14 protein-coding genes and 1 pseudogene are annotated in these 13,237 nt (G+C 66.7%); 7 read left to right on the forward strand and 8 right to left on the reverse strand.

The features are described 5' to 3' along the window. The 3 genes from OHB41_RS33670 to OHB41_RS33680 all read right to left on the reverse strand — a co-directional run bounded on the left by OHB41_RS33670 (position 1) and on the right by OHB41_RS33680 (position 3,412). A complete protein-coding gene (locus OHB41_RS33670) occupies positions 1-942 on the reverse strand; it encodes a hypothetical protein (RefSeq protein ID WP_266702199.1) in 942 nt (313 codons plus the stop codon). Continuing rightward, positions 939-1,649 carry a restriction endonuclease subunit S domain-containing protein gene (locus OHB41_RS33675; RefSeq protein ID WP_266702201.1) on the reverse strand — a complete coding sequence of 237 codons (711 nt, stop codon included), beginning with the start codon at positions 1,647-1,649 and terminating at the stop codon, positions 939-941. Before OHB41_RS33675 ends, OHB41_RS33670 begins: the two co-directional genes overlap by 4 nt. A gap of 455 nt (positions 1,650-2,104) precedes the next feature. Continuing rightward, entirely contained in the window at positions 2,105-3,412 is a 1,308-nt protein-coding gene (locus OHB41_RS33680) for an HsdM family class I SAM-dependent methyltransferase (protein ID WP_266702203.1), read from the reverse strand. A gap of 554 nt (positions 3,413-3,966) precedes the next feature. On the opposite strand from OHB41_RS33680, the gene OHB41_RS33685 reads away from it, so the two are divergent. Further along, a complete protein-coding gene (locus OHB41_RS33685) occupies positions 3,967-4,131 on the forward strand; it encodes a hypothetical protein (RefSeq protein ID WP_266702205.1) in 165 nt (54 codons plus the stop codon). A gap of 139 nt (positions 4,132-4,270) precedes the next feature. Here the strand turns inward: OHB41_RS33685 and OHB41_RS33690 are convergent, their stop codons facing one another. From OHB41_RS33690 to OHB41_RS33700, 3 genes are read right to left on the reverse strand one after another with little or no spacing between them, the layout of a single operon-like run. Then, positions 4,271-5,587 (reverse strand): tyrosine-type recombinase/integrase, encoded by a 1,317-nt coding sequence (locus OHB41_RS33690; protein WP_266702207.1) that lies wholly within the window; start codon positions 5,585-5,587, stop codon positions 4,271-4,273. After that, positions 5,587-5,775: a helix-turn-helix domain-containing protein gene (locus OHB41_RS33695; RefSeq protein ID WP_266702209.1), complete on the reverse strand. Its 189-nt coding sequence runs from the start codon at positions 5,773-5,775 to the stop codon at positions 5,587-5,589. The genes OHB41_RS33690 and OHB41_RS33695 overlap by 1 nt, the downstream gene beginning before the upstream one ends. After that, a complete protein-coding gene (locus OHB41_RS33700) occupies positions 5,772-7,487 on the reverse strand; it encodes a replication initiator (RefSeq protein ID WP_266702211.1) in 1,716 nt (571 codons plus the stop codon). Before OHB41_RS33700 ends, OHB41_RS33695 begins: the two co-directional genes overlap by 4 nt. A gap of 313 nt (positions 7,488-7,800) precedes the next feature. On the opposite strand from OHB41_RS33700, the gene OHB41_RS33705 reads away from it, so the two are divergent. From OHB41_RS33705 to OHB41_RS33730, 6 genes and pseudogenes are all read left to right on the forward strand, one after another. After that, a complete protein-coding gene (locus OHB41_RS33705; protein WP_266702213.1) occupies positions 7,801-8,229 on the forward strand; it encodes a winged helix-turn-helix domain-containing protein in 429 nt (142 codons plus the stop codon). A gap of 803 nt (positions 8,230-9,032) precedes the next feature. Further along, positions 9,033-9,308, forward strand: coding sequence for an HNH endonuclease (locus OHB41_RS33710; protein ID WP_266702215.1), 276 nt, complete (start codon positions 9,033-9,035; stop codon positions 9,306-9,308). 26 nt (positions 9,309-9,334) lie between these two features. Beyond that, the gene (locus OHB41_RS33715; RefSeq protein WP_266702217.1) at positions 9,335-9,790 is read left to right on the forward strand and encodes a DUF4262 domain-containing protein; all 456 of its coding nucleotides are present in this window, start codon (positions 9,335-9,337) and stop codon (positions 9,788-9,790) included. Between the two features lie 69 nt (positions 9,791-9,859). Next, a pseudogene (locus OHB41_RS33720) lies at positions 9,860-10,015 on the forward strand (TIGR02679 domain-containing protein); the annotation flags it as partial. A gap of 73 nt (positions 10,016-10,088) precedes the next feature. Beyond that, entirely contained in the window at positions 10,089-10,271 is a 183-nt protein-coding gene (locus OHB41_RS33725) for a TIGR02679 domain-containing protein (RefSeq protein ID WP_266706336.1), read from the forward strand. Beyond that, complete coding sequence (locus OHB41_RS33730; RefSeq protein WP_266702219.1) at positions 10,216-10,668, forward strand: DUF2399 domain-containing protein; 453 nt, start codon at positions 10,216-10,218, stop codon at positions 10,666-10,668. The genes OHB41_RS33725 and OHB41_RS33730 overlap by 56 nt, the downstream gene beginning before the upstream one ends. A 412-nt stretch (positions 10,669-11,080) precedes the next feature. Here OHB41_RS33730 and OHB41_RS33735 read toward each other — a convergent pair whose 3' ends face one another. Together OHB41_RS33735 and OHB41_RS33740 are read right to left on the reverse strand one after the other, a co-directional pair. Further along, positions 11,081-11,485, reverse strand: a complete 405-nt coding sequence (locus OHB41_RS33735; RefSeq protein WP_266702221.1) for a hypothetical protein — start codon at positions 11,483-11,485, stop codon at positions 11,081-11,083. 52 nt (positions 11,486-11,537) lie between these two features. Then, a protein-coding gene (locus tag OHB41_RS33740; RefSeq protein ID WP_526025074.1) for an IS5 family transposase occupies positions 11,538-12,352 on the reverse strand; the annotation gives its coding sequence in 2 pieces (ribosomal slippage) (positions 11,538-12,004 and positions 12,004-12,352; 816 coding nt in all). Positions 12,353-13,237 lie beyond the last annotated feature (885 nt).

Raw genomic sequence — 13,237 nt, forward strand, 5'->3', positions numbered from 1 at the left:
CTAAGCCCACCACTCCGTAGGCATCTCCCGCACGAGGTAGCTCCACGGATCGTTCCGAAGAGCCGGTGGTGGGTTTTCCTCGTACAGCAGGCGAGAGACCTCCTGGCAGACGAACTGCGTGAGGCCACGGAGGGTCACCCGCAGGTGCTCCCAGCCGTGCGTGTCCTCGACGACTTTCACGAACCCTTCTGGACGACGCGCATCGTTCGTGACGTGTGACAGGGCGTTCCGGCGCGCCCCGAAGCGGCTGAAGTGGTTGTTGAGCTGGGAGAAGACTGGCTGTGAGAGCAAGGGCCGCGATTCCGCTAGCAGTTCCAGAAGTGCTCGGCCGCCATCCCCAGCCCCCGGTTTCAGTGCCTCTGCGATCCCGTAACCGCGCCAGTAAGTGGACGTCTGCATCATCTCGGGCCACGGCTCGGCCATGCCCTCCAGCGCAAGGACGTGGTTGACGAGCCCGAGGTACGCCGCGACGAGGTTATCGTCGTCAGGCATGCTCGCCGGAGCGACGGGTTCGACTGGTACGTCAGTCGAACTCAGGCTGACGACTTTGCCGAGAGTCCACCCGTATATGACCGGGTTGAGGACCGATGGCAGAGGCATTCTTAGATCTGGGACCTCGCTGACCGCACGCCTATGGACGTTCGCCCTGAGCGCCGAACTCAGCGTGTTGTCGTCGCCTGTGTTGCGAAGGCCGGCCAGTACCCAGGTAGCCAGGAGGGCATGCTCGGCACTCCCGACCGAGATGTTCCCGACGCCTTCCGCACCGGCCAGTTCCAGCTGCATCGCCCAGTACTCGTCGTAGGCGTCGGCAGCGGTACTCAGCCACGCGGGGGCGTACCCGATCTCGCTCAGCCGCTCTTCAATGTCGTCGTACCGCTGCTTGTCCGCGGCAAGCAACCGGTACAGCTCGGTGTAGACGAGGGGCGAAAGCGTGCAGCTCATGCGGTCCACAAGACGTGCTCCAATTGGTCCGCCAACCCCACGTCCGGCTCGACGTCTCCTTCGAACTCGAGGGCTTCTGCTGGGATAGGGAATCTCTCGATGTCCGTCCTCCGCAAGGACGGAACCGTCACGCCCCGCAAGAACATGCGCCTCCTGGTCTGCCCCTCGCGCCCGTTCAGGAAGTGCGCGAGCGCAGGTCCTTGTGACTGGTCATGCAGCCGGAGGACGAAGATGCCCGGATCCGCGACGGCCGGGCGTTGTGCGACGGTGGCGTACGAGTACTCGCCCACGCGGGAGATCAGGAGGTCGCCCGGGGTGATGAGGGTGACGGTGGTGGACTGCGGCGAGGCCCATCGCCGGGTCGGACGGCCCCCCAGGACACTTACGTCCACGACCGGAAGCGTGCCCGGCAGTTCCGTCGGCACCTCGAAGCCGCGGGTTGAGCGGGACGGCTTCATCTGCTGTACGAAGGAACCGAGCGGTTCGCCGTCCTCCAGGAGCTCGGGACGAGGAGTGGCGAGCATGATCCCCCAGTCGTCCCGGAGCCGAAGGTCAGCCGTGACCCACCACGTCGACTCCGACGGCTCCTCCTCGCGATGCGTTCCCGCCTCGATCGAAGCCAGCACTCCGTCGAGCCGCTGGACCTCCACAAGGGGCGACAGGGGCACGCCCATCTCCAGTAAATCCGGCATCTTCACGGACGCCATGGTGGTACCTGTCGCCAGCGACGCCCGACGAGCCTGTCCCGCCCGCGAGTTCAACACGGCCCAGATCCACCGGGAAAGCACCGGGTCGAGAGGCCGGAGGGCTATGAATCGGGATGAGAGGAGCGCACCGTTCAGCCGGTCGTCGACAAGAACGGCCGGCCCGGACGGCGAAGGCGGCACCAGGACATCACCACGCCGAAGGCCGCGCGTTCCGACGGTGAATGCCTTGCCTTGGTACTTGGTGCTCCGCCGCCGAATTGCCCCGGTGCGCGCCACCAGGCCGGCGGGCGTGATTACCGGGGAACCAGCGGTCGCGACACTCCCCGCCCGGACAGTGGTAACGAGTTCCCGCAATGGGACCACCGGCGCCGCTGTCGGCCAAGCGAAGGAGGAACCAACCAGGCGTCCTGGATCCCAGTCGGCCTCGCCCCGCAGATCAACTGTCAAGAAGCTGCTCATGAGGGTCCTGCGGTACGTGGCCGGTCGTCTTCTGCGTCGACGAACTCCAGGACGGCATTCAGCCCGGGGCCTTCCGGGCCGAGTTGCGTCTCCCAGTCCTCACCGAGATGGGCGACCAGCGTCTCCGCGGGCTCAGCGCGGTCGATGACGACGAGAACGGAACGGACACCGGTGCCCGTGATCGCTCCTGCCGGAAGCCCGATAAGAGCGGCTACGTGGAAGTTCTCGGCCAGGAACATCCTGTACGCCGCGTACCGGTCCGCGAAGGTGAACGAGTGAGCGATATGCAGGACAGCGCGTCCTCCGGGCTTCAGCGCCCGCACACACTTGTCCAGCGCTGCGACATTGCCGTCGGAAGTGGTCGATCCGTCCAGTAGAAGGTGGCGGTCGGCCAGGGAGAGACCGACAGGCGGCGCCGTGACAACGACGTCGGCTTCCGCGAGGTCCCTCTGGAAGGAGTCGCCCTTCTCGATCACCACGTGCCTCGGCGCGTCCCGACCGATCCCTGCCGCGAGTTCGGCGAGCTGTGCGTCGAACTCGTAGCCGATGAACTCCGCCGCGATGCCTTGCTCCGCAGCACGGTCCAAGGCCGTCCAGAGGAACGATCCGGTTCCGCAGAACGGATCCAAGACGGTGCCAGCCAGATGCTTCTCAACCAGCGCCGAAACGGCGGAGGCAACCACTCGGGGTGAGCTGAACTCTCGGTGTCTGCCACGAGAGGCGAACTCGGTCAGCGCGTCCCGCTTCGCGCGCCAGAGTACGTCTGCCCGAACCGGCACGAACCCACCGTCGGGCAGTTCGATACCCGGCCTCCCATTTCGGGACGACGTCAGGACGTCCCCGGAAGGAAAGTACCGCTCGGCTGAGACCCCGGAGTTGCGGAGACGGTCAGCCTCGAACCACAGACGTTGCACCAGGAGGGAGGTAGCCAGCGACCGGTCGGTGACCAAGCCTTGCGAGCCGTGCTCGGGCGGAGTCGGGCCGTCGACCGGCTGCAAGGAACGGACACCACGGTCGGCCTTGAACCACTGCCCATTGATTACCGCGTAGTGCTCGAGCGTACCCAGCAGGTCCCGGCTGCCCGCCAGGGAGGGAAGGACGAGCTCGGGCTGCCTGAGCTTCTTGTTCTTGTACTCGACAACCGCCCACGGCACGAGTTCCCCGTCGGCATTCGACGCCCACGCCAGTACATCCGGCCGAAGGTTCGACAAGTTTTCAAGCCGCGGCTCGACCTGCAGAATCGTGTAGCCGACGGCACGCATCGCGGCACGAACCTCGGCGATGTCGGACCTGTGACTCGGCATGGGGCTCCCCTCCCTTCTGCCGCCTTCCGCAACAAGGCAGCCCGGCAGGCTATCGCGTCTGATCATGCCCTGCCAACAGAGGCGCGACGGGTACGGAGGCCGGTCCGCGCCTTCGGCTCGGGCACCGGTGTCGAGGCTGGGGCGCGATTGGCCCCCGTGCGGTCTCGGAGACACGAAGTGACACTGGCGTTCGACCTGCACCCTTCCGTCCGGTACATGATTCACGCGGTGGAACTCGTCTGGACGGTCCGGTCAGGGTGATGTGCTCAGTAGGTCGACCGTCCGCTTCAGGCGCTGAAAGAAGAGGGCGTCGATCGCCAAGCCGGTTCGGACCTTGTCAAGCGTCAAACGAGAGCAGGCGGCGGCCGTGCCCGCTTGCTGTCGAAACGGCCTCAGGCAGTGGAGGGGTGGTGCGCGATCAGTGCCCGCGCGATCTTCGACGAGGCAGGGAAACCATTGGCCAACAACCACGTCCCCCTTGCGGGGCCGTGATGACGAAGGTTGAACTGGAACGAAACGGGCGCATTCTGTCGGGGTTCTACGAAGGATACTTCGTGAAACTCCACGACGACTCCGAGGTCACCGGCGGCTACTACATCTACCTGGTCAACGATCTGTCCACACCGACGGACGGGGGCGACTACTGGGTGGCGGACAGGGCGGAGCTCGAGTCGTTCGTTGAGTCCTCCGAGTGGGAGATCGAATGGATCCCTGAGTAGGAACGCAGCCCAGAGGTCCAGAGAGCCCGTCGGCGCCAGTGCCGACCCGTGATGTGATCGCTCATGCAAATCCGAAGCCCCGTCAGGAGTGTCCTGGCGGGGCTTTTGCGTGGGGTGACGGCAGTAGTTGACGGCAACGTCAACGGACGGGCGCTGCACAGAGCGGCGGGTCGTCGCGGTCATCGGACTGGTCGAGGTTGCCGAGGGCATTGCCGAGGAGGTCGATGGCCTGGCGCTGGAGGCGGAGTCGGACGTGTGTGTATATCGTCGCGGTCACCCCAATGTGTGCATGCCCCAGCAACTCCTTGATGACGACAAGTTCCACGCCCTGCTCCAGGAGCAGCGTCGCCGTCGAGTGGCGGAGGTCGTGAAACCGGATCGGCCGCAGGCGGGCTTCGCGGAGCAGGGCGTTGAAGTGCCGGGTGAGGGTGGCGGGCTCGATCGGGTGCCCGTCCGGTCGCGTGAAGACGTGTCCACTGGCCTGCCAGCGCGTGCTCGCCTCCTCCTTCTCCTGAGCTTGCCGGGCGCGGTGCGCGCGAAGCGAGGCGACGCAGGAGGCCGGGAGGGCGATGCGCCGCTCGGAGCTGATGGTCTTGGTCGGCAGTGTGGCCAGGCCACGGCTTGTGGTGCGCTGGAGGGTGCGGCGGATGCTGGCGGTGCCGCTGTCGAGGTCGAGGTCTTCCCAGTACAGGCCGAGGAGTTCGCCCTTGCGCAGGCCAGTGCGCAGGGCCAGCTCGAAGAGCGCGGCGTGCCGGTGGCCTTCGGCGGCGGCGAGGAACTGGCGGGCTTCGTCGGCGGTGAGGGGGTTGAAGCGGCGGGGGCGGGGTGTGCCGGTGCGGACGTTTCGGGCGACGTTGCGCGGGATCTCCTCCTCGCGTACGGCGTGTTCCAGGGCGGACTTGAGTACGGAGTGGATGTAGGCGAGCGTGAGTGGGGAGAGGCGCCTGCGGCAGCACTGGTCGATGGCGCAGCAGCGTGGACGGCGGCTGACCTGTGCATGGGGGTCGCGTCCGGCGTCGATGCCGCGAGCGCAGCACTGACAGACGGTCCGCAGGTCGTTGAGCCAGGTGCGGACGTCCTTGGCGGTGAGCTTGGCGAGCTTCTTCTTGCCCAGGCCTGGGATGAGGTAGTGCTCGACGACGGCGGTGTAGCGGGTGTGGGTGGTCTCGCGGAGGTGGTGGATAGCCACGTTCTCAAGCCAGTACACCAGGTATGTCGCGAGGCTGTCCTGGGCGGTGACGGTGGGGACGCCGCGGTTGCTGACGGCGATCTTCTCGGTCAGTTTGGCCAGTGCCTCTGTGCGTGAGCTGCCGTAGACGCGGATGCGTTTGCGGGTGTTGCCGGGGGCGAGGACGTATCCGGCGGCTTCCCACCGGCTGTCCTTGCGTTGGTAGACGGTTCCGTCGCCATTGGCGCGGGTGCGGCGGGAGGCGGGGGTGTCGCAGGGTGTGCTCATCAGGCGGCTTCCTGGTCGAGGCGGGTGTGGATGAAGTCGGTGAGGGCGTGGGCGGGGATGCGGCGGGCGCGGCCGAGGGTGAGGGAGGCGAGTTGGCGCGTGCGGATGAGGTCGTAGACAGCGGTGCGGCCGAGTTGGAGGCGTTCCATGACCTGCGGGACCGTGAGGAGTTCCGTGCCAGCGGTCACGCGACGGCCCCCGTCCGGACAGCACGGCGATGAGTGGAGTGATCGGCCGGGTGACCGGTGGAGTGACCGGCACGGTCACCGGAGCGCTCCGAGTGCCGGGTTCGGGTCGGTTGCTTGGGTCGGGCCTGCCGCTTTGCGGCCAGCAGGTCGGCGAGGTGTTCGAGTTCGGGCAGGAGGCCGGTTCCGGCGTACTGCCAGTGGGAGATGACCAGCGTCGTGTCCGAGTCCACGCGCTGACCGACGATGTCGGGGTGATCGGGGGTCAGGTCAGTGGGGTGTCCGGCGCGGTCATCGACCGGACTGCTGTCCGTCTGGCCGGCCTGCGTCTGAGTCGACACCGGGGCCGGGGCCGGGGTCTGGGTCTGGGTGTCGGGTCGGCGGGTTCGCCAGGCGGTGCGTTCGGCGCGGAGGTGGGCGAGGGTGGTGGAGTAGTGGCGGGTGCGGGTGGAGAAGTGGCCTCGGAAACCGAGCATGTGGGCCCATTGGCGTAGGCGGAGGTGGGTGTGCTGGGGGCGGGTGGCGAGGTGCCAGGCGGTGTGGATCATGCGGCGGGCGTGGTCGGTGATGTCGTGGGTGGCGAGTTCGGCGAGGAGGCGGAGTCGGCGGTCGAGGGTGCCGGTGGTGGTCTCGGCGCCCTTGGTGGCGTACTTGGCGATATAGGCGGCGACGTGCCGGTCGGTGACCGGGCCGCCGCCGGTGAAGTCGGTGCCGCGGATCGCACGGACGTCGATCTGCCGCCCGAACCGGAACAACAACCGGTCAGCTCGGTCACCGACCGGAGCCCCAGCAGGCTGATACGGCTGGCCCTCGTGGTGGACGCGGGTGCGTGCGGCGGCGGCGCGGACGGCGTGGTCGAGGAGTTGGACGGTGGCCCAGACGGGCGGGGTGCTGCCGGGTCCGGTGGGTCCGTCGAGGCGGATGACGGCGTGGAAGTGGACCTGGCCGCGTTTTTGGTATTCGGCGACCTTGGCGTAGGAGAGGGTGGCGTGGTGCCGCAGCATGCGCTGGGTGAGGCCGGCGGCCTTGGCGATCTCGCGGCGCAGGTGGGTGGTGAAGCGTGCCCAGAGGGCCGGGGCGTGCGCGTTCCACAGGACCGCGCCGGTGTAGTCGTACCGCTCGGGGTCGAGCGGCGTGCCCAACAGCCGGTCGTTGTCGGGGTGGGTGTGGCCGCAGTGGCAGCGGCCGGTGTCGGGCTGGTTGTGGACGGGGCCGAAGCCAGGTGCGGTGAGGGTGGCGAAGACACGGGGGTGGGCGGCGACGCTGGTGGGGACGGTCTTGCCGCCGCGTAGTCCGGCGGCGATGAGTTGGTAGGTGTCGTAGCGGTAGACGGTGGAGCAGGCGGGGCAGCGGGTGGCGCGGCGGTTGCCGCAGCGCACCAGCAACTCGCCCGCCGGGAGCCGGCCGGAATCGAAGTGGTCGAGAATCTCGCCGGTGGCGCTGCCGAGACGGGTGCGGTGCCCGGTGAGGCGGATCGGGTGTGCGCAGCCGCCGAGTCCGGCTATCTGTCGTGCGAGGGGCGCGAGTTGGCCGGTGGCGGCGAGCTTCGCCAGCTTGGCCGTGAGCCGGGCGCGCCGCTCCAGCACCGACCACCCTGCTGTCGTCGAGGCTGTGGCGGTGACTTCCGCCGGGTAGGTCGGCGTGGTGAACGCCGACGACGGACGCGAGGCGGCTGGAGCGGTCGCGGGGTACGGGAGTTGAAGCTGTGCGGGCATGCGGAAGGGGGCCTTTCGGCGGGAGCGCGGAAGTGGTACAGCGCGGGGTGACGTGGGCAGGCCGAAGTGATCGGTTCACAGGGGAACGGGGCGCCTCGGAGTTGGGCGCGAGGGCCGGACCAGTGAGGGCTGGTCGGCGGGGTGCGGTGGTGATCACCGGCGAGGGCGTGACGTTAACATCGCCTCACGGGCGCATTCAAGTGCATCCCTCCTGATTCCTTTCTGGTGGGTGGTGGGACGCGGGTAGTGTGGGGCCGGTTTCCCGGTTTGGGCGGGCCGGAAATAGCTGATAGACGGCACGGAAGGCGGCGGGGTGGCGGGCGTAAAGGCGACGCGGCGCGGGCGCAGGCCGACGGGCGGCGGGGTGCAGTTGACGTTCGAGGTCATCGCCGAGGACCTGCGCGAGCGCATCCGCTCCGGCGGGCTGCGGCCGGGTGACGCGCTGCCGACGCAGGCTGTGCTGATGCGGGAGTTCGGGGCGTCGAGCCTGACCGTGCAGAAGGCCATGGCCCTGCTGAAGCAGGAGGGGTGGGCGGTCTCCCGTCCCGGCAAGGGCGCCTTCGTCGCCCACCACGACAGCGCCGATGACCTCGGTGGCCCGGAGGTAACCGCAGCCGCCGTCGGGACGGCGGCCCGCGTTGAGACGTTGGAACGGGCACTGGCCGACGCCGTCGAGCAGCTGGCCGATCTCCGTGCTCGCGTCCAGGCACTGGAGGCGGGCGGCGGCGAGCCGGGCCGCTAACCCGCCGTGCCGGGACGCTGGTCAGGCCGGTGCGTTCAGATTTTCTCTACGAGGTTGAACGGGCACTGGCCGACGCCGTCGAGCAGCTGGCCGATCTCCGTGCTCGCGTCCAGGCACTGGAGGCGGGCGGCGGCGAGCCGGGCCGCTAACCCGCCGTGCCGGGACGCTGGTCAGGCCGGTGCGTTCAGATTTTCTCTACGAGGTTCAAGGCGGCGCCCGCCCGGCTGAGCTGGCCGAACGTCGCCGACCGACTCGCCGTGGGGCAAGCGGCCGACGCCCGTCCCGGGTACTGACGGGCGGCTGGACCCAGGCGCGAGTGGGGCTCAACCTGGTGCCGCCGGGAGCAGGTTGTGGGCGTGGAGCCCTTGCGTGTCGCACAGCAAGTTGTCGCCTACGACCGTCCTACGACCGTCCTACGGCCGGATCGCAGGCAGGGGTCGACCAGGGGCCGACCCTCACGTCCGTCGCCGGGCCCACCGAGGGCGGTGGCCGGCGTCGCCTCCGGCGGGGAGCACAGCTCCCGGCCCGGCTCCCGTGCTGCCACTGGCCGAGCCGCCGCACGCGGCTTACTCGGCGGCCGACCGCCGAGCCACCGTGAGGCGCCCTGCCTGCCTGATCGACCAAGACCCTTGACGGCAGTAGTGACGGCAACAACCACGAACAACCCCGGCCGAACCCGCACCCCAGCGGACCGATGAATACCGCTTGACCTGCGAAAACGCAGGTAGAGAGGGGTCGCGTAGCACACGTACTATGTGGTGGCGGGGGCCACGCCGGTACTCGTTCATAATTGTCCACGGGTCGTGGGAGGTGCTCCCGGTTCTCGCCCGGGAAAGAATTTCACGCCAGCGGGCAGAAGGATCGTCATAGGGAAGAACATAGAAGAGCATGGCGTCGCGACGTGTGAGCTGTGTGGCACCCAGTTGACCAAACCTGCTAAATCACAGAGCGGCGTAACGCCGCCTGAATCGGACTGGCAGATTGATCACATCGATCCTAAATCTCGCGGCGGTTCCGGTGACCCCTCTAACGGGCAAGCCCTCTGTAGAGTCTGCAACCGGGATAAATCGGATAGTTAGCTATCCTGTCAGCAAAGGTGTCGGTCTTGAATCCAACCGATAGTGAAATTCAATTGAAGATCGGTCGTGATGTCGAAAGTGTGGGATGGTCGTGGATTTGGGTATTTGATCCCGGCGAACCGGCTGTCCCGTCGTTTGCCTACACGATTGGGCTTTTTCGGACATTTTCACATCCTGAAGTTGTAGTCGTCGGTCTTCCTGAATCGACGTCTCATGCGGTACTCGAGGCCGTTTTTGACTCTGTTGAATCTGGTGCAAGATACGCGAGTGGCAGCGTATCGGATGAGATTCTCAATGGGTTTTCGGTGCGATTTGAAGATGTTTCCTCAGTCCTTGCTGAGGAAAATCTGGTACAGGCTTTTGTGTTCAATTCTGGAGAAGTTGAAGTGCTCCAGATGGTATGGCCTGAGAAGAACGGTAAATTTCCCGGGGACGATGGAGCGCCGAGCTGGCTGGAAGAGCGCCAAAAACTACACTCGTGATGTGGGGCTGTCGTGCACTATCGCTGTGCGCGTGCCGAGCTGTGGGCGTGGTTGAACGGTCATGCCGCCGTGCGGGCCCAGCCCGCGCTTGCCGACTGGACCGCGTCGTGCCGAGCCACGGGCATGGTCGGTGGATCACCGGAACTGACCCGAAACCTGCTGGCAGACGCGTTGACGGTGCTCGCGGAACTCCCGGCCCAGGCCGAGCCCCTGCGCGTCTTCGCTGCCCGGGTCCTGAGGGGCGACTCCCACGCACTCGACGACGGTATCCGCCTGTCCACACTCTGTCCTTCGTGCTCTGTCGACTCTTCACGTCACCGCCGCGCCGGAGTCCGCGGCGGACCGGCGCGCCCTGTGGACTCGCGCAAGCATCGCCGACGACGACCTGTCGTCCGCCGTTCTCGTCGCTGGTCTACCCCCGGCCGGTGACGGTCCGCTCGCCCGTGTGGCCAGATCCAGTACCCGCCGTCTACTCCGTTGAAAACCCCCGCATCCCGGCTCTGGCCGTACGCCGCTTCGGTCCGGACTGTCCGCCGCTCGTGTGCACATCCGGCTGGCCCAACAGCGCGGCCATCCACCTCCTCCGCCTTCTCGCGGATCAGGGCGCCATCCTCCGCTACCGCAGCGACTTCGATGGCGAAGGTATCCGTATCGCCGCCTATCTTCTGGACAAGACGCCGGCTCGACCCTGGCGCATGACGGCGGGGGGCTACCGGGCCGCGGTCGCCCGCACACCGCACGGACCTGAGCCCGGCCGACTCACCGAGGCTCCCTGGGACCCAGAGCTGACCCGTGCCATGGCCGAACACGGTACGGCCGTGGTCGAGGAACTGGTGGCCGGCGTCCTGTTGGCGGACCTGATCGAAGCGGCTGGTTGAGTAACCTGGTCCGGCCAGTCGTGACGCTCATTTGACGCTCTGGTCGCCCTCACGCTCCTCGGTGAGCGGAGAAAGCTGCTCTGACCTGGTCTTTTCTACATCTTACTCAGGCTGACACCTTTCCGATGACGCATCATGTGGAGTGCGTGGCCATTTTGGAGCCTGTTACAAAGGGACTGTGAGCTGCGGTTTCCTTGGGTTTCTCAGATGCGGCCGGGTGGTGCCTGACCTGTTTCCCGAAGTCCACCGCGTAGAGCATGGTGCAGGTTCCGGCCACATGTCTCACCTGCGGTTTCGTAGCGGGGCGCGGGTCGAGAACGCTATGCCTCAACTCCGTGAGGGACGGGTTCGGGAACTGTCTTGACGCTCGTTCGACGCTAAGACGATGTCTCAGTTGGCGATCGAGCCCTTCCTACAACTCGTACCAATTGCTCAGCGCGCCAGGTTCCCCTGTCTGGATGAAGTCGAGAACGATGTCCCAGGCATGATCGATGGTCAGCGCGACGTCTGCGGTGAACGCGTGCAGTTCGTCCATGATCACCACTTCGACCTCGGCGCCCGGTGCCGCGGAATCATCGCCTACATGAAGGGACACCCCGCCATGGTTGTCGAAGAGGTGGAGGACAGCATGATCTGCATTGAAGCCCAGAGCCAAGTAGGGGAGATCACCGTCTGGCCGCCGAATCTCAAGGTACCCCTGGCCGAGGCCAGTACTGAGGGCCTTGATGTAAGCCATCAGTTCCTGGACGGTCGAGTGCCGTTCGAGTCCTGAGAACCATCCGGTCTCTAGTGCCGTCGCCGCCCACACCACGCTCACTCCTGCTCCTCCCGTTCCCGTCACGCTACCTGGCCTTTCTCTCTGGCCGTCTTCACGGATGTCCGCCTTGTGCACACCGGCGGTAGCAGATGAGGGCACTGGCCAATCCAACGAAGGCGAGGAAGTGTTCAGCCTTCCGCTCGTAGCGACGATGCAGTCGACGGCAGCCGTTCAGCCACGACATCGTGCGCTCAACCACCCAGCGATGCCGCCCCAGACGAGCTGACGACTCGACGCCGCGGCGAGCAATGCGAGGCACTATCTGTCGTCGCCGTAGCCAGTTGCGCAAGTGGTCGAAGTCGTAGCCCTTGTCTGCGTGCAGTTTGGCCGGCCTTCGGCGGCGCGGACCGAACCGGGAGCGGATCGGCGGGATGCCGCGCATGAGCGGGATCAGAGCCTGGCTGTCGTGGAGATTGGCACCGGAGATGCCCACGGACAGGGGCAGGCCGTTGCGGTCGCAGATGACGTGAATCTTCGATCCCAGCTTGCCGCGATCGGTCGGATTCGGTCCGGTCAAGAGCCCCCTTTGACCGCGCGCACGCTCGCCGAGTCGATCGCGCACCGCGACCAGTCCAGCTCTCCGCTCGCGCCGAGCTGATCCAGCATGACGCGATGCAGTTTGGCCCACACCCGATCCTTCGACCAGTATGTGAAGCGGCGATGGACCGTCTGCCAGGAGGCGCCGAAGACCGGAGGTAGTTGTCGCCAGGTGCATCCTGAGGTGGCTACGAAGATGATCGCGGCCAGCACCGCGCGGTCATCGCATCGACGACGGCCTCCACCCTGCACACGAGTTGGTGGCTTCGGCGCCACGTTCAGGAAGATCTCCCACAACTCATCAGGCACGAGTCGTTCCACTATCCCCATGCCGGAGCAACGACTCAACGCCAATCAAGACATCGTCTAAGTCGACGATGGTGAGGCGGTCCGCCTCACCCCAGTCGCGGGACGGGCCGACGCGGTGGTGGCTGCCGTAGCCCTTGCGCACGAGCTGCTGGCCCAGCAAGAGAATCGAAGTGTTCGACTTGCCGGGACCGAAGGCGCTTCGGCCGGGAAACGCCGGCGGGCCCGGCTTGGGCGTCGTCGACGTAGTGATCGGCCACTTCGGCATAGGGCCCGGGTCGGTGTGCTGGTTCTCGGACGTCTGGCTGCGGCCGTAGTGCCCGCCCTCGGTCTCCCAGGTGTGCTCGCTGCGGTTCGCCTCCAGGTCGGGGAGCCCGTCGGCCAGACGTCCGGAGAACTCCCCAACTCCGCGCCCAGGCAGGAATTTTGTCGAGGCCCTTGGCCGGGGTGTCCCGGGCCGTCGCATACGACATCCCGCTCACGCGGCAGTAGGGGAAGGACAGTGTCTCGACTTGCAGGCACACCCGCCCGGTGCGGTTGGTTCGCGTGCCCCCGGCAGTGTCGCCGACCGACTTCGACCGGCTGTTCGCCGGGTAGAAGTGGGCGATCCTGCCCGTGAAGGGATCCCAGAGCAGGTGCGGGGCGGCATTCTGACCGCTCCTGGTGAAGTACTCCACGAGTTTGTCGAACGGTACGAGGTCGCCAAGCTTGGGGGGGTGCCGTTCTTGTCCCAGGTGATGTGCCAGATCACGCGGGGGTCGTACTGCGTATCGGTGGGTGCGCAGTCGCCGAGCGGGTGTCGCTCAGCCCCGGGCAGCCAGAGATCAGGCATGGCGCGTTCCTAATTCTCCCCCGCGCCAGCTGTGTTGAGCCTGCAGTCCGAGCTTGCCGGTCACGATCGCGACGATC

Origin of the sequence: Streptomyces sp. NBC_01571 (assembly GCF_026339875.1) — a bacterium.
Lineage (GTDB): Bacteria > Actinomycetota > Actinomycetes > Streptomycetales > Streptomycetaceae > Streptomyces.